Source organism: Geodermatophilus tzadiensis (genome assembly GCF_003002915.1).
In the GTDB taxonomy this organism is placed as follows: domain Bacteria; phylum Actinomycetota; class Actinomycetes; order Mycobacteriales; family Geodermatophilaceae; genus Geodermatophilus; species Geodermatophilus tzadiensis.
In genome coordinates this window covers 244,254-263,813 of sequence record NZ_PVTG01000004.1, presented here as the reverse complement: position 1 = coordinate 263,813, position 19,560 = coordinate 244,254, and the positions used below count along the sequence as shown (strand labels likewise).

Here is a 19,560-nt window from a genome sequence, read left to right as displayed (position 1 = left end):
GCGCCCGGACGCCGGTCAGCGGGCCGGCTGCCCGGGCTGGCGCACGGCCGGAGGCACGCGCGGCGGGAGCTGCCGGGGGTCACCTCCGGCGGCGATGCGCACGAGGGCCCGGAGGGCGGCCAGCGCGCCCACCGGCTCGATCGCCGACGGCGAGGCGCCGGGGTGGTGGGCGGCGATCCGCACCCGCAGGGCAGCCGGCCGCACCCGGAAGACGACCGGCGCCTCCAGGACGGCGGCCTCGCCGTCGATGCCCACCGGCACGGGCTGCGGCGCCTCGACGCGGAACTCCGGGGTCGTCCACTGGCGCACGGGACGTCGCCGGGGCTGCGTCCGCCCGTCGGGCGGATCGACCACCGTGACGCCCAGCAGACCCTGGTCGACGGCCGGCCGGGTGCCCGCACCCGCGGCCCCGCCCAGCCGGTACTGGTTGTTGCCCACCAGGATCACCGCCGCACCGCGCAGCCGGCGGCCGCCCGGGGTGGTCCACGTCAGGTCCCGCGACCCGCCCCCGGCCGCCAGGGAGCGCGGCACCGTGCCCAGCAGGGTCCGCACCTTCGCCGCGCGGTACCGGTGGTGCTGGACGGCCTCGGCGTACACGCCCAGCGAGACGTTGTTGACGAAGACGCGGCCGTTGACCTCGGCGAGGTCGACGACCCGCTCCCCGCCGCCGACGAGGGCGTCGAGCGCCCCCACCACGTCGGACCGGTCCACGCCGAGGTCGAGGGCGAAGTGGTTGCGCGTCCCCGCGGGGATGCAGGCGTAGGGCAGGCCCGCGTCAGCGGCGACGGCGGCCACCACGGCCTGCGAGCCGTCCCCGCCGGCCATGCCGACGGCGTCGGCCCCGGCGTCCACCGCGCTCCGCACGAGCGCGGCGAGGTCCTGTCCCGGCTGCAGTTCCAGCACGGCGATGCCCCGGTCACGGGCCGCCGCGGCCAGCCCGGTCCGCGCCGCCCGGCCGTCCCCCGACCGCGGGTTCACCACCACGACCGGCCGCCGGGGCGGGGTGGCGGGAGCGAGCTCGACCTCGGGCCGGAAGGCCGAGCGGGCCGCCGCGTGCCAGACCGCGGCGCCGAGCCCGAGCAGGAGGAGGGTGCGCGAGTAGCCCTCGTCCATCAGCAGGAGGACGCCGCCGCCCAGGGCCGCACCCGCGACGGCGAGGCCGGCGACCCGTCCCCAGCCGCGGCGGAGGACCCCCTCCCACGCGCCCGCGGCGACGAGCGCACCGCACCCGGCCAGCAGCAGGCCGCGGGGGAAGTCGTCCACCGCCGCCGCCAGGCCGAGCACCGCCACCCAGGCGGCGGCGGTGAGCGCCAGCACGGCGGCGGTCCGACGCCGGCGGCGGCGGCCGCGCGGAGGTCGGGGTGCGGGCATCGGCGGCCGCCTCCCGTACGGACGGGGTCACGGGCGGGTCAGTGTGCTCCCCGGCGCGGCCCGGTGGGCCGGTCCGGGCGCCGCGTCGGATCCCTCCTCGTTCCGGCGGGACCTGATGCGCTCAGCGCGGGTCGCGCCACATGGGGTACAGGGGCGGACAGCCGCCGGCCGGCTCCACGGTGCCGTGCCCGACGAACCCGTGCCGCCGGTAGAGCGGGACGCTGCGCTCGCAGGTGGCCTCGAGGTAGGCGGGCACCCGCTCGGCGTCGCAGCGGTCGAGCACCACCTGCAGCAGCGCGCCGCCCAGCCCCTGCGACCGCCGGGCGGGCCGGGTGCCCAGGTAGAGCAGGTAGCGGTGCGGCGGCAGGTCGCGGTGGTGCGCGTAGAGCGCCGAACGCACCTGCTGGAAGGCCCGCATCCGCCGCCCGCCGACCCGCAGCCAGGCGGGCAGTTCGGCGAGGTCCTGCCGCGGGGCCGGCCGCCAGGCGCCGGGCGGAAACCACACCGCGGCGGCGTCCCCGTCGGCCGTGGTCCACAGGCCGCCGAGGGACAGGCTGCGCGCGGCGTCGATGGCGAAGGCACGGCGCACCCGCTCCGCCCGCCGGCGCACCCCCGGTGGGAGGAGGTGGCAGAACATCGGGTCGTCGGCGAAGGCCGCGGCCAGGGTGCGGGTCAGCCGGTCGACGTCCCCGGCCGTGGCCGGGCGGACGGAGTGCTGCACGTCCTCGGTCATGCCGCCCACCGTGCTCCCCGGCGGGCCGCGGCCACAGGGACCAGCGACCCTCCGCCCCGGATCAGGCCACGTCGTGCGCGGGCTCCCCGGGCTCGGCGACGAGCCAGCCGGTGCGCCCGTGCAGGGGCGGGGTCTTGGTGCCGTCGGTGAACCAGACGACGACGCCGCCGCGGGACCGGCAGCGCGAGCGCACGACGCGCACCCGGCTGCCCTGCCGGGTCCGGGTCGGCCGGACCAGCGGCAGGCCGAAGTCCGTGCCGACGACGTCGCTGGTCAGGACGGGCTCCCCAGCGGACAGGTGGGACGTGGGGACGGTGCTCATCGCGGACCTCCTGCAGTGGTTCGAACGTGCGTTCGATTGTGCACCTCGGGGCGCCGCCCGTCGTCTCCCGGCGTGTCGGCTCAGCCGGGCCGGGTGCCGGTCCGGGTGACCCGGATCGTCCGGGCGCTGCGCGCCGTCCGCGTGGGCACCTCCTCGCCGAGGTCGGCCAGCCGCTCGACCGCGGCGTCCTTGTCGACCTGCGTGCGGAGGGCGCCGCCGGACCACTCGCAGTGCAGCCCGCCCGCGGGCCCCGACCGGCCGCGCAGCCGCTCCCGCGCGTACTCCTTGTGCCGGCGGGCCTCGGTCTCGGCCGCCCGCCAGGCGTCGTAGTCGTGCACGGCCTGGACGTAGTCGGCGTCGGTGACCGTCAGGCGGGACTGGCGGGAGGCCTCGCCCTCGGTCTCCGGGTCCACGGGCGGGCCCCAGCACAGGTCGAGGAACGGGCACCAGTCGCACATGGCGTCCACGCCGGGGCCGAACCCGTCGCGGGGGACGGCGTCGACGCCGTCGTCCTCCACGGTGGCGTAGACGTCGGTGAGCCACATGAGCGCCTCGGCCGTCAGCGCCGGGTCCGACCCCGCCTCGAAGACGACGTCCTCGCCGGAGTCGCGCGACAGGTAGCGCAGCCGCAGCCCCTCGACGTCCTGGCCGTCGCCGGCCGGCAGGCGGCGGTCGGCGGTCTGGCCGGTGCGCAGCAGCCAGGCGTAGACGGCCACCTGGAACCAGTGCCGCACCGGGACGCCACGGGTGAGGACCCGCTCGAAGCCGAACCGGGACGTCGTCTTGAGGTCCTCCACGACCGGGTCGTGCCACCAGTCGCAGCGGCCCTTGACCTGCTCGCCCCGCAGCCCGACCTCGGTCAGCCCGCCGTACTGGCGGCGCAGCGCGCGCAGCACCCCGCGGTGCAACTCGGTGCCGAGGAAGGCCTGCAGGCCGGTGCGGGTGTTGGTGGGCCGGCGCCGGGCGACCCGGTAGGCCGCCCGGCGGCGGCACTCGCCGAGCTCGGAGGCGCCGATCACCCGCTGGCGGGAGCGGGCCCGGCGGCGGTCGAGGTCGCGCACGGCCGCGGCCAGGCTGGGCGCGGCCCGCCGCTCGGCGGCGCTGGGGCGGGCGGGCAGGACGGCGGTCACCGCGCTCCTCCCCCGGAGGGGAGCGGGGCCGGACGGACCGGCCCCGCTCCGGTGGCGGAGGTCACGCGACGATCTCCTGCTGCCCCGTCTCCGCGGCCCGCTGCGTGGCGATCACGTCGCGGACGAGCGCGGTCAGCCGCCTGGTCGCCACGTGCTCGACCGGCCGGCCGAAGCGCTCGCCGATCTGCGCCTCGGTCACGCCCAGCGCCTCCAGGCTGGCGAGCACGCCCCGGCGGGCGGCGGTGCTCCGGCGCTCGCGGGGGTCGTCCGGGGTCGGCGAGGACTCCAGCAGCGGGTTGGCCGGGGCGGCCTCCCGCTCGGCGTCGGGCCGCGGTGCCGCGGCGGCGGACCGGGCGGCAGCGGCGGCCGCCTGGGCGGCCTGCACCACCGCCGGGGGCGTCTGCGGGACCGAGGGGTCGCCGGCCGCGACCCGGCGCCGCCCGGCCGGGTGGGCCTGCGCCGCCGCCTCGAGGAGCTCCTCGTGCCGGGCCCGGATGAGCTCGGCGAGCGTGTAGGGACCGGTGGCCGTCGGCACGTCGACCTGCAGCAGGCCGGTGCGGTTGCCCTGGCTCCACACCTCGCGCAGCTCGTCGTCGTCCCGGGCGTCGCCGATCCGCGCGACCAGGTCGGCGACGTCGGGCTCGCCCCGCCCGCCGGCCCGGGTGGCCGGCCGGTCGGGCGTCCGGTCGGCGCGAGCCTCCTCGGTGCGCTCGTGCTCGAGCAGCCCGCCGCCGTGGAAGGAGACGAGGTCGCGCACGTGCGCGGTGCCCGGGTCGCACTGGAGCGCGTCGAAGACCAGCCACTCCAGCAGCCGGCCCTTCGCCTCGGTCGCGGTGACCTCCCGGGCCGGGTCGTCGTTGGGCTTGATGCCGACGTGCACGCTGCGCGCGCCGACGATCAGCGGCCGGCGGCCGCGGCGCAGCCGCACCCAGACGCTCGCGGCGTACGGGAACTCCCGGTGGGTCTGCACCGACCAGGTCTTCTGCCCCTCGATCGGGCGGCCGTTGGCGTCCACCTCGGTGACCTCCTTGCCCCGGGCGGTCACCACGACGATGCCGGGGAAGGTGAGCAGCTCGGTCTGCAGCTTGCGCCAGCGGGCGCCGGCGTCGTTCCACAGGTTCTGGCTGATCGTCACCTCGGCGTTGGGGTCGCGCTTGAGCAGCTCGCGGTTGCGGGTCGACCTCGCGGCGCGCTCGCTGGCCCAGTCCTTCAGGCCGTCCCAGATCGCGGATCCGGTGTCGATGGCCAGCACCACCGGCCGCTCGCCGGCGTCGGCCGCACGGCGCGCCTCCGCCTTGACCGCCTGGACGGCGGCGAGCACCTGCGCGTAGGAGCCGTCGTGCTCGACCAGGTGGTAGTTCGCTCCCGGGATGGCGCCGTACTCGTCGCCGGCACCCTCGTTGAGGTCGATCCAGTACAGGGCGCCGATCTTGTCCGAGGCGCTGAGCTGCGCCAGGGACCAGCTCTTGCCGGACTTCTCCTCACCCTCCAGCAGGATGCAGGGCCAGGGCACGCGGCCGGTCGGCTTGCGGGTCTTGAGGCCAGGGACGGCCATGGTGGACTCCTTGTGACACGGGGAAGATGTCGATCCGCAATCTAGGGACGGGTACCGACAGAACCGGGGTGTCAAGACGGCTCGCCGGGCCCGCACGCCGCGTGTTCGCTCCGAGCGGAATCCACGGGCACTCCGCCTCCGCCGCGGCGGCGGAACGGCCGTCCACAGGCGACGGCGGGGCTCGCTGACCGGGCGAGCCGCCGGCACTAGCCTGCGGTGGTGTGAGCGGCTCCTCCCACGACGGTCCGGACGGCGACCCGGGGGAGGCGGCCTCGCTGCGGGGGGCGACGCCCTACGACCTGTGGCAGTGGAGCCGGGAGACGTCGCAGCGCCTCGAGGACCTGTGCGCGGGGGTCCTCGGCGCCGGCACCGCCGAGGGGTGCCGGGCCTCCGCACCGGAGTTCCTGCGGCTGACCCGCCGGTTCCTGACGCTGCGCCTGACCGTGGTCGCCGCCGGCCGGCGGCAGGCGTTCGAGCAGCGCGTGCCGCCGGCCGGCGGGGTCGCGGTGGCCGCGCTGTGGGCGGAGGTGTTCTGGGCGGCGCGGGCCGCCGCGCCGGAGGACGAGTCCGGCGTGCTGGAGGAGGCCGACGCCTCGATCCGCGGCCTGCTGGGCCTCTCGCCGGTCGACCTGGCCGGCCCGGAGGCGGTGCGGACCTGGTGGGAGCGGCTGCAGCAGGTGGAGGAGACCCTCGCCGGTCTGGAGATGGCGGCCCAGGTGGCGCTGGAGGCCCGGCGGGAACAGTACGAGCAGGCGCTGGAGGTGCGCCGGCTGGGCACGTCCTGACCTGCTCCCCCGCCCGGCGCGCCCGCCGTCGCCCGGTGGCTGCCGCGGCCGGACGCCGGCGACCGGTCAGGCCGCCGCGGCGTCGGTCTCTGCCGGGCGGCCGCGCAGCCGGGCGGCCAGCGCGGTGTGCCGCCGTCCGGAGCCCGCGGCGCGCACCGCCTGGCCGAGGGCCCGGGTCGAGCCGACCAGCACGACCAGCCGCTTGGCGCGCGTGACGGCCGTGTAGAGCAGGTTGCGCTGCAGCATCGTCCAGGCGCTGGTGGTCAGCGGGACGACGACGCAGGGGTACTCGCTGCCCTGGGAGCGGTGCACGGTGACGGCGTAGGCGTGCACCAGCTCGTCGAGCTCGCCGAAGTCGTAGGTGATCTCCTCGTCCTCGTCGGTGACGACGGTGACGGTCTGCTCGACGGGGTCGATCGCGGTCACGAGGCCCTGGGTGCCGTTGAAGACGCCGTTGCGGCCCTTGTCGTAGTCGTTGCGGATCTGGCTGACCTTGTCGCCGACGCGGAACACCCGCCCGCCGAAGCGCTTCTCGGGCCGGTCGGGCCGGGCCGGGGTGAGCGCGTCCTGCAGCTGCTCGTTGAGCGCGGCGGCGCCGGCCGGCCCGCGGTGCACCGGGGTGAGCACCTGGACGTCGCGGCGCGGGTCGAGGCCGAAGCGGGCCGGGATCCGGCGGGTGACGACGTCGACGGCGAGCCGGGCGGTCTCCTCGGCGTCGTCGGTGGCGAACAGGAAGAAGTCGTCGAGGCCGCGGACCTGCGGCAGGTGTCCGGCGTTGATGCGGTGGGCGTTGGTGACCACGCCCGAGCGGCTGGCCTGCCGGAAGACCTGGGTCAGGCGCACGTGCGGGACCGGCGTGCCCTCGGCGAGCAGGTCGCGCAGCACCTCGCCGGCGCCGACGGAGGGCAGCTGGTCGACGTCGCCCACCAGCAGCAGGTGGGCGCCCGGCGGCACGGCCCGCACCAGCTTGTTGGCCAGCAGCAGGTCGAGCATCGAGGACTCGTCGACCACGACCAGGTCGGCCTCCAGCGGCCGGTCGCGGTCGTACGCGGCGTCCCCGCCGGGGCGCAGCTCCAGCAGCCGGTGCACGGTGACCGCGTCCACGCCGGTCAGCTCGGTGAGCCGCTTGGCCGCCCGGCCGGTGGGCGCGGCGAGCACGACGCGGGCGCCCTTGGCCGCGGCGAGGGTGACGATCGAGCGGACGGTGAAGCTCTTGCCGCAGCCGGGGCCGCCGGTGAGGACGGCGACCTTCTCGGTGAGCGCCAGGCGGACCGCCTCCTGCTGGCCGGGCGCCAACTCGACGCCGGTGCGCCGGTGCAGCCAGGCCAACGCGGCGTCCCAGTCGACCCGGGCGAAGGCCCCCATCCGGTCGTCGTCGGCCGTCGCCAGCCGCCGCAGCCCCGCGGCGAGGGACACCTCCGCGCGGTGGAAGGGCACCAGGTAGTACGCCACCTCGGGGGGCCCGCCGTCCCCGGTGGGCAGCTCGTCGCGGATGACGCCCTGCTCGGCGACCAGGCAGGCCAGGCAGTGGCCCACCAGGGTGGCGGGCACCTGCAGCACCTCGACGGCGCGCGCGACCAGCTCCGGCCCGGGCAGGAAGCAGTGCCCCTGCCCGGTGGCCTCGGAGAGCACGAACTGCACCCCGGCCTCGACCCGCTGGGTGCTGTCGTGCGGGATGCCGACGGCGGCGGCGATGGTGTCGGCGGTCTTGAAGCCGATGCCCCACACCTCGGCGGCCAGCCGGTAGGGCTCGGTGCGGACGACGCCGATGGAGGCGCCGCCGTACTGCTTGTAGATCCGCACGGCCAGCGACGTCGAGACGCCCACGCCCTGCAGGAAGACCATCACCTCCTTGATGGCCCGCTGCTCCTCCCACGCCTCGGTGATCAACCGGGTGCGCTTGGGACCGAGGCTGGGCACCTCGGCCAGCCGCGCCGGCTCCTCCTCGATCACCCGCAGCGCGTCGGTGCCGAAGTGGTCGACGATCCGCTCGGCCAGCCGCGGGCCGATCCCCTTGACCAGGCCCGAGCCGAGGTAGCGGCGGATGCCCTGCACCGTCGCCGGCAGCACGGTGGTGTAGTCCTCGACCTGGAACTGCCGGCCGTACTGGGGGTGCGCCCCCCAGCGGCCGCGCAGCCGCAGCGTCTCCCCCGGCTGCGCGCCCAGCAGCGACCCGACCACCGTGACGAGGTCACCGCCGCGGCCGGTGTCCACGCGCGCCACGGTGTAGCCGGTCTGGGCGTTGGCGAAGGTGACGCGCTCCAGCGTCGCCTCCAGCACCGAGCCCGCCCGCGCCTCACCCACCTGCGTTCCCCCCACCGTCACCCCTCCGGCCGCCGATGGTGACACCGGCCAGTGACAGTGCCGCGGGCCCCGGGAACTGTCGGTGGCTCCTCGTAGCCTCCGGGCGCTCACCTGAGCTGTGCACCGAACGACACGGAGGACCGGATCATGGCCGGCGATACAGTCATCACCGTCATCGGCAACCTGACGAGCGACCCCGAGCTGCGCTGGACGCCCTCGGGCGCCGCGGTCGCCAACTTCACCATCGCCTCGACCCCGCGCACCCTGGACCGCTCGACCCAGGAGTGGAAGGACGGCGACCCGCTGTTCCTGCGCTGCAGCGTCTGGCGGCAGGCGGCGGAGAACGTCGCCGAGTCCCTCACCCGGGGCTCGCGGGTGATGGCGCAGGGCCGTCTCAAGCAGCGCTCCTTCGAGACGAAGGAGGGCGAGAACCGCACCGTCATCGAGCTGGAGGTCGACGAGATCGGCCCGTCGCTGCGCTACGCGACGGCCACCGTCGCCAAGGCGTCCCGCTCGGGCGGCGGTCCCGGCGGCGGGTCCGGCGGGTTCGGCGGACCCGGCGGCGGGTCCGGCGAGAGCGGCCCGGGCACCGGGGGCGGGCGCGGCGGCGGCGACCCGTGGGGGGCGCCGGCCGGCGACGCCGGCGACGAGCCGCCCTTCTGACCCCACGGAGGACCGGGGCCCCGCGGTCACCGACCGCGGGACCCCGTGTCCCCGGGTGTGGCACCGTCCCGGTGCGGGCACGCCGCGCCGGACGGAGGACACCATGTGGGCACAGACGCTCAGCGGCCCCTTCCGCTTCGAGCAGGTGGAGGTCGCCGCGCCCGACCCGGCCGCGCTGGCGCCGGGGCACGTGCTGCTGGCCACCCGCGCCGGCGCGATCTGCGGCAGCGACCTGCCCAACTTCCGCGGCGGGCTGTGGCCGCACCCGGCCGCCGAGGACGGCTGGGGCGCCACCCGGGCGCCGGGCTTCCCGATGCACGAGATCGTCGGGGAGGTCGTCGCCAGCCGGCACCCCGGGCACTCCCCCGGTGACCTCGTCGTCGGCTGGGCGTCGATGTTCGACGGCATCGCCGAGCTGGTGGTCACCGACGGCGAGGGTCTCGCCCGCTACGACACCGCGCTGCCGGCCACCACCGCGGTGATGCTGCAGCCGCTGGCCTGCGTGCTCTACGCCGTCGAGCAGCTCGGCGACGTCTCCGGGCAGGCGGTCGCGGTCATCGGCCAGGGCCCCATCGGCCTGCTGTTCAGCTCGGTGCTCAAGGCCCGCGGCGCGGCGCGGGTGACCGGCGTGGACCCGGTCGACCGCGGCGACGTGGCGTCGGTCTTCGGCGTGGACGAGACGGTCACCGCCCGGGCCGAGCGGTGGGCGGGCCGGCTGTCCGACGCCGACCGGCCGTCGGTGGTCGTGGAGGCGGTCGGCCACCAGGTCTCGACGCTGCAGCCGGCCCTGGACGCCGTGGCGCCCGCCGGCCAGGTCTTCTACTTCGGCGTGCCCGACGACCCGGTGTACCCGTTCGACATGATGACCTTCCTGCGCAAGAACCTGACCCTGCGCTCGGGCGTCACCCTGGAGCGGCGCCGGGTGCTGGCCGACGCCGGCGCGTACCTGGCGGCTCACCCCGGGCTGCGGGAGGCCTACGTCAGCCACGTCCACCCGGTCGCCGACGTGCAGGCGGCCTTCACCGCCGCGATCTCCCCGCGGCCGGGGCAGCTGAAGATCGCCGTCGACATGGCCTGACCGGGGTCAGCCGCCCTGGCCGGCCCGGGCGGTGAACCCGTCGAGCCAGTCCCGGACGGCGTCGAGCACGTCCCCGGGTGAGGACGCGACGGCGACCGTCACCTCCTCCGCGGGCGTGTCCGCGGTGGCGTCGTGCAGCGCGAGCAGCCGCGCCCGGAACGACCCGGCGTCCTCGAGCCAGACGCGGATGAGCAGGGCCGCACTCGGCTCGTCGACCACGTCTCTCCTCGGGGTGCTCCGCGGCGTCGCGGGTCCCCTCCGGGCACGGCGCGCCACGGTGGAGGGGAACGCCCCATGCTCAGCGGTCACGCTCCGTGGCGCACTCCCCCGAACGGATGACCACCGGCGCGGGCCGGCCGGGAGCGCGGAGCAGGCGCTGCGCGGCGAGCGCCCGCCGCACCCGCGGGACGTGCTCCACCAGCCGGGTCATGAGCGCGGTCGGGAGCACCCCGAGCTCGTCGGCCAGCAGGGTGCAGAACACCTCGTAGGCGCGGACCGCCTCGGCCACGTTGCCCTGCGCCAGGTGGATGCCGACCACCACCCGGTGGGCGCTCTCCCGCAGCGGTTCGGCGCGGACCGCGGCGTGCGCCGCCTGCAGGGCCTCGGCGTGGCGGTCGGCCGAGGCCAGCCGGACCGCCACGGCCTCCAGCGCCTGCACCCGCAGCTGGCGCAGCCGCTCCCGCTCGAGGAGCACCCAGTCGTCGTACCACCCGGGCAGGAGGTCACCCAGCAGGGCGGCGTCCGGCGCGACGACGTCGTCGGGCCCTCCGGACGGCGACACCGCCCGCCGCGCCCAGTCGCTGAGGTCGCGCACGTCGACGCGGACGCCCGCGGCCAGCCGGAGGCACGTCCCCGATGCCTCGACCAGGCCGGGTGCGGCCTTGTTCAGCCGCCACAGCGCCGACCGCAGGCTCCCGTGCGCGTGGTCCTCGGGGACGTCGGGCCACAGGTGCCCGGCCGTCTCCACCCGCGTCGGCCGCGAGGACAGGCACAGGTGGGCGACCAGCCGCTGCACCGCTCGGGGCAGCTGGTCGGCGGCCGACCGCCGCGGACGGCCGGGCAGGTCCAGCCCGAACCCGTCGAGCAGCGTGACGTGGGCGGCAGGAGGACGGTCCACGCGGGGTCCTTCCGCTCGTGACGGGCAGGGGGCACGGGGAGCGACGGCGCCGCTCCTGACGGGAGGAGGACGACGCTAACCACCTCCGGACGGCCGGGACCGTCCGTACGCAGGCCTACGCACATGTGCGTAGCGGACGGCGGCGGGACGTTCGCCCCTGCACCACGAGCGACCGTCGCACTACCGTCAGCTCCGTGTCGCGGGTCACGACCTGTCACGCAGCGTGGCTGGAACTCGTCGGCGACCTCCTGCAGGCCGAGCCCGGGACACGCGGGTTCCCGCACGCGCGGGTGGCCGACCTGCTCGTGGCGTCCTTCGGTGCGGCCTGCTGCTCGCTGAACACCGTCGACCGCCGCTGGGTGGACCGCGTCGTGGGCGGCTGGCCGGTCGGGTACCTGCCGATGGCGCCGCCGTCCGACTTCCGCCCGGACGCCACCACCCACCCGCTGATCCGCTGGTACGCCGTCACCGGCAGCGCGGCGCCCCAGGTGCTCGGGCGGGTGCCCCCCGAGGTGGCCCCGGCGGCGATGGCGGCCGAGTGGACGGCGTTCGCGCGGCCCCACGGCATCGCCCGCCAGCTGGCCCTGCCGCTGTGGACCGGCGCCGGGATGGCGGCCTACGTGGTCAGCCGTCCCGACGACGACTACGGCGACGCCGACACCGAACTGGCCGCCCTGGTGCTGCCGGCGCTGAGCGCGCTGGTCCGCCAGCACGGGGTGCTCCGCGACCTGCCGGACGGATCGGGCGACCGGGCGCGCGACGCCCGCCTCACCGAGCGGGAGCTCGCCGTCCTCACGCTCCTGGGGTCCGGGCTCACCGCGCAGGCCATCGCCCGCCGGCTGCACACCTCCCCCCGCACGGTGCACAAGCACCTCGAGCACGTGTACCGGAAGCTCGGCGTGCGCGACCGGCTGATGGCGGTGCAGCGGGCCCGGGACGCCGGCCTGCTGCCCACCCTCCCCGAGCCTCCCCGGGGCGGCGTGTCGGCGGGCCCCGCACCCCGGATCCCCTCCCCCCGCAGCGGCGACCACCTCGCCGGGCGCTGAGCAGGGGGCAAGACTTGGTCGATCGACCAAGTCCGTGCGATGCTGGTCGCGGCCCTCCCGCCACGACCGTCCCGAGGAACCCGTGACCCCCCTCCGCCGCTGGTCGGCTCTCGCCGTCCTGGCACTCCCGGTCCTGCTCATCAGCGTCGACATGACCGTGCTCGGCTTCGCCGTCCCCGCGCTCACCGCCGACCTGCGCCCCACGTCGACCGGCCTGCTGTGGATCGTCGACATCTACTCCTTCCTGCTCGCCGGCCTGCTGGTGCTCATGGGCAACGTCGGCGACCGCATCGGCCGCCGCCGGCTGCTCGTGGCGGGTGCCGCGGCGTTCGGGTGCGCGTCGCTGCTCGCGGCGTTCGCCGCCTCGCCCGCGATGCTCATCGGGGCGCGGGCGCTGCTCGGCCTCGGCGGCGCCACGCTGATGCCGTCGACGCTGGCGCTGCTGCGCTCGGTGTTCCCCGACGCCCGCGAGCGGCGGCTGGCGATCGCCGTCTGGGCTGCCGCGTTCTCCGGCGGCGCTGCCCTCGGCCCGATCGTCGGCGGGGTGCTGCTCGAGCACTTCTGGTGGGGATCGGTGTTCCTCGCCAACGTCCCGGTCATGGTCCTGCTGCTGGTCAGCGCCCCGCTCGTGCTGCCCGAGTCGCGCAACCCGCGACCCGGCCCCTTCGACGCGCTGTCGGCCGTGCTGTCGATCGCCGGCGTGCTGCCGGTCGTCTACGCCCTGAAGACCGCGGCCCACGACGGGCTCGGCGGCTCCGTGCTCGTCGCCCTCGCCGCCGGGCTGGGGCTGCTGTGGACCTTCGTGCGCCGGCAGCGCCGGCTGGCCGAGCCGCTGCTCGACCTGCGCCTGTTCGCCTCCCGCGCGTTCACCGTCGCGGTGACGACGAACCTGCTCACCGTCTTCGCGCTGCTCGGCCTCATGTTCTTCCTCCCGCAGTACCTCGTGCTGGTGCTGGGGATGAGCCCGCTGCTGGCCGGCCTGTGGATGCTGCCGCTGGCGCTCGCCACCGTGGCCGGGTCGCTGGCCGCCCCGTGGCTGGCCCGCCGGCTGCCGCTGCGGTGGGTGATCGGCGGCGGGATGGCGCTGGCCGCGGCCGGGCTGGCCGCCGCTACGGGGCTCGGGGTGGACGGCGACCGGGCCGTCCTGGTCGCGGCCGGCCTGCTCATCGGCGCGGGCGTGGGCGCGGCGGAGGCGCTGACCAACGACGTCGTCCTGACCACCGCGCCGCCCGAGCGCGCCGGCGCGGCGGCCGCGGTGTCGGAGACCGCCTACGAGTTCGGCGGCGCCATGGGCACCGCGGTGCTGGGCACCCTCGGCCTGGCGGTGTACGCCGCGCACCTCGACGGCGTCGACGGCGTACCCGCGGACGCCACCGGCGCCGCGCGCGAGACGCTGGGCGGCGCCACGGAGGCCGCGGCCGGCCTGCCGGCGGACGCCGCCGGGGCGCTGCTGGCCGAGGCGGGGCAGGCGTTCGTCACCGGCATGCACGCGGTGCTGGTCGTCGCCGCGCTGACGGCGGCGTACGTCGCGGTGCAGGCCGTCGTCCTGCTGCGCGGCCCGGCGGGGACCCCGGCGGCCCCCGCGCCCCGGGAGCGGCCGGCCGCGGAGCCGGTGGCCCGGTGACCGGCGCGCGGCGCCCGCACCTGCCCGTCGAGCAGCGCCGGGCCCAGCTCGTGGCGGCCGCCATGCGGGTCATGCAGCGCGAGGGGGCGTGGGCGCTCACCACCCGCGCGGTGGCCCGGGAGGCCGGTGTCCCGCTCGGGGCGGTGCACTACGCCTTCGGCTCGAAGACCGAGCTGGTGCGCGCGGTCTTCCAGGACGACCGCGCGCGGTCGACGGCGCTGCTGCGGCGCGCGGTCGAGGCCGGCGGCACCCCGGAGGAGGTGCTGACCCGCGCCCTGGTCGGCTACGTCGACACCGTCGTCGCCGACCCGGGGGCCGAGATCGTGCTGCAGGAGCTGACCATGATGGGCGGCCGGGACGACGACCTGCGGGCCGCCGCGCGCGAGTCCACCGAGCAGTACCGCGGCGACGTCCGCGACCTGCTGCGCCGGGTGGCCGAGGCGCACGGCGGCACCTGGTCCGGCGACGTCGAGGTGCTGGCCGAGTCGGCGCTGGGCCTGCTGTTCGGCCTGTCGGTCAACTGGCTGTGCACCGGGGACGACGAGCTGTTCCGCCGCTGCGCGGTGGCCGCGGCCCGCGACCTCGCCGCCCGGCTGACCCCGGGCGGCGCCGGCTCCTAACCGTCGACCAGCGCGCTGCGGTGCACGACGGCGCCGTCCACGACGGTCGCCACGACCGGCGCGTCGGCCAGCTCGTCGGGGTCGGCGACGAGCGGGTCGACGGCGAAGGCGGTCAGGTCGGCGCGCGCCCCCACCTCGACCCGGCCCGCGACCCCGGCCTCCCCGGCGGCCCAGGCGGCCGCGGACGTGTAGCCCTGCAGCGCCATGAGCGGCGTGAGGCCCTGGTGCGGCTGCACCGGTGCGACGTCCGGCTCGCCCGCGGGCCGGCGCAGCTGCGCGTCGGCGAGCACCCGGCGGGGGTCGAACGGCGCCACCGGCCAGTCCGAGCCGAGGACCAGCGGCACGCCGGCGTCGCGCAGGTCGCGGCAGCGCCAGGCCCGGTCGGCCCGCTCCCGGCCGAGCCGGGCCGACCAGTTGTCGGTGTGGTCGGCGCGGGTGAAGTGCGTGCAGTGCGTCGGCTGCATGCTGGCCACGACCCCCTGCCGGACGAACCGGCCCACCAGCTCCGTCGGCAGCGTCTCGATGTGCTCCACCCGGTGCGGCCCGGCCGGCGGGCGGGGCAGCCCGGCGAGCGCGTCGAGGACGTGCCGCACCGCGGCGTCGCCGATCGCGTGGGTCGCCGTGGGGATCCCCAGCGCGGCCAGCGCCCGGACCGCGGCGGTGTAGTCGGCCGGGTCGGGCCAGAAGCTCTCCGTGGACTCCCCCAGCGCGTCGGGCTGCTCCAGCCAGGCCGTCCCGTTGTCGACCGTGCCGTCGACCATGAACTTGACCCCGCCGACCGACCAGCGCCGGCCGCGGCGGGTCTGCAGGTCCACCAGCTCGGCCATCCCGTCGGGGTCCACCCCGGGCACACACCACGGCGCGAAGCGCAGCCGCAGCGGGAGGTCGCCGAGGTCCTCGGCGGCGGCGACCACGGCCTGGCTGTCGCCGAGCAGGTCCATCACGTGGCCGCCGGTGAGGCCGGTGGCCGCCATCTCGCCGAGCAGGGCGCGCAACTGGGCGCCCCGGAGCGGGACCGGGTCGAGCGGGACGTGGTCCTGCACCAGGTCCATCGCGGGGAACTCCAGCAGCAGCCCGGTGGGGCGGCCGCCGTCGTCGCACACCACGCTGGAGCGCTGCGCGAACTGCCGCGGGCCGTCGACGCCGGCGATCGCCAGTGCACGGTCGGTGGCGAGGGCCGAGTGCGCGTCGAAGAGCCGGACGAAGGCCGGGCGGCCGCCCACGGCCGCCTCGACGGGGGCGTTGGTGACCGGCCGGCCGCCGAAGAGGTTCGGGTCCAGGCCCCAGGCCCGCACCCAGGCGTCGCGGGGCCGCCCGTCGGCGGCCGCGGCCAGCCGCTCGTGCACCTCCTCGAGGGAGCGGGCCGTGGAGAGGTCGACGTCGGCGGTGAGCTGCAGGCCCATGACCGGGTGCAGGTGGCCGTCGGTCAGCCCGGGGGTCAGCGCGGCGGCGCCGAGGTCCACGACCTCGGTGCGCGGCCCGCGCCAGTCGCGCACGTCGCCGCGGGTGCCGGTGGCCACGACGGTGCCGCCGGCGACCGCGACGGCCTGCACCGGGCGCCCTGCGGTCAGCGTGTGCACGGTGTCGGCGCAGAGCACGAGGTCGGCGTTCACGCGCGGCTCCCCTCGGCGGTGCGGGCGGAGGCCGGGCGGGCGGGGGGCCCGGACGGGTCGGGCGCGTCCGGCGGCCCGTCGTCCGGCCCGTCGCCGCCGCCCTCGCCGATGCCCGCGTACGTGGCCGGCCGCCGGCGGCGCAGCCAGACCGCGAGGACGGCCCCGACCAGGAGCGTCGCCGGCACGATGCCGACCAGCGCGGCGTTGACGCCGGCCGACGCGGCGGTGAGCAGCTCGATGTTGGTCACCAGGACGTAGGTCGCGACGGCGAGGAGCACGGTGGAGGCGACCGCGGCGGCGAGGGCGGTCCGGGTGCTCGCCGCGGGGTTGCGCCGGGTGAAGTAGACGACGGCGGCCAGGGCGGTCAGCGTCTGCAGCACCAGCACGCCCACGACGCCGGGGGTGTTCACCCACAGCAGGAGGTGGGTGTAGGGGTCGGCCGCGGCGAGGGCGAAGGCGGCGATCACGGCGACGGCCAGGACGCTCTGGACGATGCTCGCGCGGTACGGCGAGCCGAAGCGCGGGTGCACGCGGCCGACCCAGGCGGGGAGGACGCCCTCCCGGGACAGCGCATGGGTGTAGCGGGTGATGGCGTTGTGGAAGGCGATCTGCGAGGCGTAGACGCTGGTGATGACCAGCAGGTGCATCAGCGTGCTGGCCCACGGCCCCACGTAGGTCTCGATGACGGTGAAGAACGTGCCGGCGATGTCGTCCCCGGCCGCGGCGACGGCGGCGTCGCTGCCGAACGCCTGGATCACCGCCCAGACGATGAAGCAGTAGAACAGCGCCATGAAGGCCACCGCGGCGTAGGTCGCCCGGGGGATCGTGCGCTCGGGGTCCCGGGCCTCCTTGCGGTAGAGCACCGTGGACTCGAAGCCCATGAACGCGGCGAAGCAGAACGCCAGCACCCCGCCCATGCCCGGGCCGAAGACGGCGCCCGGGGTGAAGGACACGGCGTCCAGCCCGGAGGCCCCGCCCTCGGCGAGGACGCCGACCGCCATCAGCAGCAGGATCCCGGTCTCCAGGACCAGCAGGACGCCGAGCACCTTCGCGCCGACGTCGATGCCCAGCCAGGCGAGCACCAGGACCAGCCCCACGGACGCGACCGCGACGACCGGCCACGGCACGGTGACGCCGAAGACGTCGGCCAGGGTCTCCTGCGCCTGCGCGGCGAACAGGCCGTAGACGCCGATCTGCAGGGCGTTGTACGACACCAGCGCCAGGAGCGCGGCGGCCAGCCCCCAGCCCCGGCCGAGGGCCTGGGCGATGTAGGCGTAGAAGGCGCCGGCGCTGCCCACGAAGCGGGTCATCCGCGTGAAGGCGACCGCGAACACGGTGAGCACGAGGCCGGCGGCCAGGTAGCCGACCGGGGCGCCGACGCCGCCGACCAGGATCGCCAGCGGGGCGACACCGGCCATGACGGTCAGGGGCGCCGCCGCGGCGACGACCATGAACACGAGGCTCCCGGTGCCCAGGACACCGCGCTTGAGCTGCCCGGCGTCGGCCGCGGGGCGGCCGGCGGGAGGGGATGAGGTGGTCACGGCGGGGTCCTCTCGGGGCCTCGGGACGCTAAACTGAATGGCGTTCACTTAGCAGCATGGAGAAGGCGGGCCACAGCGGTCAAGCCCCCCGCCCGTGCCAGGCTCGGGAGCCGAGGAGAAGGGAGGCCGGACGTGGTCCAGCGCCGCAGGCGGCTGCTCGACGTCGACACGATCGTCGACGCGTCCCTGGCCTGCGTGGACGAGACCGGCCGGCTGACGATGGCCGACCTGGCCGCGCGCCTGGGCACCAGCGCGTCGGCCGTCTACCACCACCTGAGCGGCCGCGGGGCGGTCATTGAGGCGCTGCGCGAGCGGGTCGTGCTGGCCGGCATGCGCCTCCCCCCGCTGGACGGGACCGACTGGGACGGACAGCTGGCCGACTGGATGCGCTCCTACCGCGACGCGCTCGCCCGCCACCCCCGGCTGATCCCGCTGCTGACCGAGAACACGATGACCGGCGGCCCGGTGCTGCGCGGCTACGACCGGGTCGCGACCCTCCTGCGGGAGGCCGGCGTCCCGGCCCGCGAGGTGCTGCTCTGGATCAGCGTGCTCGACAGCTACGCGCTGGGCGCGGCGCTGGACCTCGCGGCCCCGGAGGCCGTGTGGCGGGACGGCGACGGCGAGCTCCCCGCCCTGGACGAGGCGCTGCGCGCGGCCCCGGGCGGACCGCGCCGGGCCGACGAGGCCTTCGAGATCGGACTGGCCGCCCTGCTCACCGGACTGCGGCACCGCCTCGCCGCCACGACGTGGACATGACCCGTGTCCCGCGTCAGCGGCGCGCGAGGACGGCGAGCGCCAGCGCGCCACCCCACCCCGCCACCACGACCGGCGTCTCCACGGGGTCGAACCCGCCGGCGCGGACCCGGACACGGCTGCACCGCTCGCTCAGGTAGCCCACCGCCAGCCCGGTGCCCAGCCGGCGGAGCACCCGGCGGGCGCGGTCGTCGTCCGCGCGCAGGAGCCGGGCGGTGGCCCAGAGCTGCGGCCCGAGCAGGTAGGGCGGCGCGCTGTAGGCCGTGCCGAACCACAGCCAGTCCCGCACCAGGTGCTCCGGGCTGCCCGTCAGGAACGGGACGTCGTAGTACCGGCGCCGCCGCAGCGCGACGACGTGACCGACGGCCTGGGCGGCGAGCTGGACCGAGGAGACCGTCGCGAGCGTCCACCGGTGCGACACGCCGCCGGAGCGTAGGGCCGCGGACCCGCCGTCAGGACCCGTGGCGGTCCAGCACGGCGGTCACGAAGGCGTCGGCGGGCTCGGCGAGCGCCTCGTGCGCGGCGACGAAGAGCTCGTGCGCGCGACGACCGGGCCAGTCCTCCGGCAGCAGCTCGGCGGGCAGGTCGGGGTCGCGGAAGGGGAAGTGCCGGTAGCCGGAGACGAGCTCGGTGCGCAGCCGCAGGGCGTCGGGGCCGGGCAGGGTCGCGAGCTCCGCCGCGGGGGGCATCGCCGACAGCCGGGCGACCAGGTCCCGGTAGTCGCGGCCGAGCTCCCCGAGGTCCCAGCAGCGCCCCACCATGTCCCGGTCGGTCGCCCGGTCGCGCGAGCGGCAGGTCAGCAGGTCCAGCCGGGCCGACGTGTCGGGCAGCGCGCGCTCCACCTCCGCGAGGCGCTCGTGCGGGCTGATCCAGGTCGCCGTCGCCAGCGGCCCGAAGCCCAGCCAGGACAGCGTCCGGCGCAGCCGCTCCCGCTCCGCCCGGTCCTGCTCGGGGACCGCGTAGATCACCATCCGCCACTGGCCGTCCCAGGGCTCCCCGGCCCGCTCGAAGATCCGGGTGCGCCCCTCGTCGAGCACGCGCCAGGTCCGGTCGGTCAGCGCGTAGACGGCCTGCCGCCCTTCGCGCCGCGTCGTGAACCAGCCCTCCGTGCGCATGCGGGCCAGGACGACGCGCGCGGTCGGCTCGCCGACGTCGAAGACCCCCAGCAGGTCGACCAGCGCCCGGGTGGGGGCCTCGCCGCCGTGGTAGCGCAGGGAGTCACCGAACAGGTCGAAGACGATCGATCGCGGCCTCATCCCTCTCCCGGCCCCTCTCCCGTCCGCTGCTGGGCGACCCTGGCCTGCC

General features: G+C 76.8%; 19 protein-coding genes. 7 read left to right on the top strand and 12 right to left on the bottom strand.

Annotation, left to right across the window (positions count from 1 at the left end):
- Window positions 1-15 precede the first annotated feature (15 nt).
- The 5 genes from LY71_RS08105 to LY71_RS23065 form a co-directional block, all read right to left on the bottom strand.
- Window positions 16-1,371 carry a diacylglycerol/lipid kinase family protein gene (locus LY71_RS08105; RefSeq protein ID WP_106276439.1) on the bottom strand — a complete coding sequence of 452 codons (1,356 nt, stop codon included), beginning with the start codon at window positions 1,369-1,371 and terminating at the stop codon, window positions 16-18.
- 121 nt (window positions 1,372-1,492) lie between these two features.
- The gene (locus tag LY71_RS08100) at window positions 1,493-2,104 is read right to left on the bottom strand and encodes a GNAT family N-acetyltransferase (RefSeq protein WP_146146077.1); all 612 of its coding nucleotides are present in this window, start codon (window positions 2,102-2,104) and stop codon (window positions 1,493-1,495) included.
- 61 nt (window positions 2,105-2,165) lie between these two features.
- Window positions 2,166-2,426 (bottom strand): hypothetical protein, encoded by a 261-nt coding sequence (locus LY71_RS08095; protein WP_106276437.1) that lies wholly within the window; start codon window positions 2,424-2,426, stop codon window positions 2,166-2,168.
- Between the two features lie 80 nt (window positions 2,427-2,506).
- Window positions 2,507-3,556 (bottom strand): PD-(D/E)XK nuclease family protein, encoded by a 1,050-nt coding sequence (locus LY71_RS08090; protein ID WP_106276436.1) that lies wholly within the window; start codon window positions 3,554-3,556, stop codon window positions 2,507-2,509.
- Between the two features lie 61 nt (window positions 3,557-3,617).
- A complete protein-coding gene (locus LY71_RS23065; RefSeq protein ID WP_146146076.1) occupies window positions 3,618-5,111 on the bottom strand; it encodes a DEAD/DEAH box helicase family protein in 1,494 nt (497 codons plus the stop codon).
- A gap of 221 nt (window positions 5,112-5,332) precedes the next feature.
- Here LY71_RS23065 and LY71_RS08070 point away from each other — a divergent pair, with 221 nt between their 5' ends.
- The gene (locus LY71_RS08070; protein ID WP_106276432.1) at window positions 5,333-5,896 is read left to right on the top strand and encodes a hypothetical protein; all 564 of its coding nucleotides are present in this window, start codon (window positions 5,333-5,335) and stop codon (window positions 5,894-5,896) included.
- Window positions 5,897-5,962: 66 nt separating this feature from the next.
- On the opposite strand, the gene recD2 is transcribed toward LY71_RS08070, so the two are convergent.
- The gene (gene recD2, locus LY71_RS08065; protein ID WP_106276431.1) at window positions 5,963-8,200 is read right to left on the bottom strand and encodes an SF1B family DNA helicase RecD2; all 2,238 of its coding nucleotides are present in this window, start codon (window positions 8,198-8,200) and stop codon (window positions 5,963-5,965) included.
- Between the two features lie 147 nt (window positions 8,201-8,347).
- On the opposite strand from recD2, the gene LY71_RS08060 reads away from it, so the two are divergent.
- Window positions 8,348-8,863, top strand: a complete 516-nt coding sequence (locus LY71_RS08060) for a single-stranded DNA-binding protein (RefSeq protein ID WP_106276430.1) — start codon at window positions 8,348-8,350, stop codon at window positions 8,861-8,863.
- Window positions 8,864-8,966: 103 nt separating this feature from the next.
- Window positions 8,967-9,941 carry a zinc-binding dehydrogenase gene (locus LY71_RS08055; protein WP_106276429.1) on the top strand — a complete coding sequence of 325 codons (975 nt, stop codon included), beginning with the start codon at window positions 8,967-8,969 and terminating at the stop codon, window positions 9,939-9,941.
- Window positions 9,942-9,947: 6 nt separating this feature from the next.
- Here the strand turns inward: LY71_RS08055 and LY71_RS08050 are convergent, their stop codons facing one another.
- Window positions 9,948-10,160: a hypothetical protein gene (locus tag LY71_RS08050; RefSeq protein ID WP_106276428.1), complete on the bottom strand. Its 213-nt coding sequence runs from the start codon at window positions 10,158-10,160 to the stop codon at window positions 9,948-9,950.
- A gap of 79 nt (window positions 10,161-10,239) precedes the next feature.
- Entirely contained in the window at window positions 10,240-11,058 is an 819-nt protein-coding gene (locus LY71_RS08045; RefSeq protein ID WP_106276427.1) for an AfsR/SARP family transcriptional regulator, read from the bottom strand.
- 194 nt (window positions 11,059-11,252) lie between these two features.
- On the opposite strand from LY71_RS08045, the gene LY71_RS08040 reads away from it, so the two are divergent.
- The 3 genes from LY71_RS08040 (at window position 11,253) to LY71_RS08030 (ending at window position 14,348) form a co-directional block, all read left to right on the top strand.
- Window positions 11,253-12,104, top strand: coding sequence for a response regulator transcription factor (locus tag LY71_RS08040; RefSeq protein ID WP_106276426.1), 852 nt, complete (start codon window positions 11,253-11,255; stop codon window positions 12,102-12,104).
- 82 nt (window positions 12,105-12,186) lie between these two features.
- Complete coding sequence (locus LY71_RS08035) at window positions 12,187-13,728, top strand: MFS transporter (protein ID WP_106276425.1); 1,542 nt, start codon at window positions 12,187-12,189, stop codon at window positions 13,726-13,728.
- Complete coding sequence (locus LY71_RS08030) at window positions 13,725-14,348, top strand: TetR/AcrR family transcriptional regulator (RefSeq protein ID WP_106276424.1); 624 nt, start codon at window positions 13,725-13,727, stop codon at window positions 14,346-14,348. The genes LY71_RS08035 and LY71_RS08030 overlap by 4 nt, the downstream gene beginning before the upstream one ends.
- Here LY71_RS08030 and LY71_RS08025 read toward each other — a convergent pair.
- Both LY71_RS08025 and LY71_RS08020 read right to left on the bottom strand, forming a co-directional pair.
- The gene (locus tag LY71_RS08025) at window positions 14,345-15,961 is read right to left on the bottom strand and encodes an amidohydrolase (protein WP_106276423.1); all 1,617 of its coding nucleotides are present in this window, start codon (window positions 15,959-15,961) and stop codon (window positions 14,345-14,347) included. The two genes, LY71_RS08030 and LY71_RS08025, sit on opposite strands and share 4 nt — an antisense overlap.
- The gene (locus LY71_RS08020) at window positions 15,958-17,502 is read right to left on the bottom strand and encodes an APC family permease (RefSeq protein WP_211297202.1); all 1,545 of its coding nucleotides are present in this window, start codon (window positions 17,500-17,502) and stop codon (window positions 15,958-15,960) included. The genes LY71_RS08025 and LY71_RS08020 overlap by 4 nt, the downstream gene beginning before the upstream one ends.
- A 132-nt stretch (window positions 17,503-17,634) precedes the next feature.
- On the opposite strand from LY71_RS08020, the gene LY71_RS08015 reads away from it, so the two are divergent.
- Window positions 17,635-18,258 (top strand): TetR/AcrR family transcriptional regulator, encoded by a 624-nt coding sequence (locus LY71_RS08015; protein ID WP_106276422.1) that lies wholly within the window; start codon window positions 17,635-17,637, stop codon window positions 18,256-18,258.
- Between the two features lie 13 nt (window positions 18,259-18,271).
- Here LY71_RS08015 and LY71_RS08010 read toward each other — a convergent pair whose 3' ends face one another.
- The gene (locus tag LY71_RS08010) at window positions 18,272-18,676 is read right to left on the bottom strand and encodes a hypothetical protein (RefSeq protein ID WP_106276421.1); all 405 of its coding nucleotides are present in this window, start codon (window positions 18,674-18,676) and stop codon (window positions 18,272-18,274) included.
- A 31-nt stretch (window positions 18,677-18,707) separates the two neighbouring features.
- A complete protein-coding gene (locus LY71_RS08005) occupies window positions 18,708-19,511 on the bottom strand; it encodes a PaaX family transcriptional regulator (RefSeq protein ID WP_106276420.1) in 804 nt (267 codons plus the stop codon).
- Window positions 19,512-19,560 lie beyond the last annotated feature (49 nt).

Excerpts from the sequence above, each read along its gene's own strand:
- LY71_RS08105 (WP_106276439.1), bottom strand. The coding sequence starts at position 1,371 with ATGCCCGCACCCCGACCTCCGCGCGGCCGCCGCCGCCGGCGTCGGACC.
- LY71_RS08055 (WP_106276429.1), top strand. The coding sequence starts at position 8,967 with ATGTGGGCACAGACGCTCAGCGGCCCCTTCCGCTTCGAGCAGGTGGAG.
- LY71_RS08100 (WP_146146077.1), bottom strand. The coding sequence starts at position 2,104 with ATGACCGAGGACGTGCAGCACTCCGTCCGCCCGGCCACGGCCGGGGAC.
- LY71_RS23065 (WP_146146076.1), bottom strand. The coding sequence starts at position 5,111 with ATGGCCGTCCCTGGCCTCAAGACCCGCAAGCCGACCGGCCGCGTGCCC.
- LY71_RS08060 (WP_106276430.1), top strand. The coding sequence starts at position 8,348 with ATGGCCGGCGATACAGTCATCACCGTCATCGGCAACCTGACGAGCGAC.
- LY71_RS08095 (WP_106276437.1), bottom strand. The coding sequence starts at position 2,426 with ATGAGCACCGTCCCCACGTCCCACCTGTCCGCTGGGGAGCCCGTCCTG.
- LY71_RS08005 (WP_106276420.1), bottom strand. The coding sequence starts at position 19,511 with ATGAGGCCGCGATCGATCGTCTTCGACCTGTTCGGTGACTCCCTGCGC.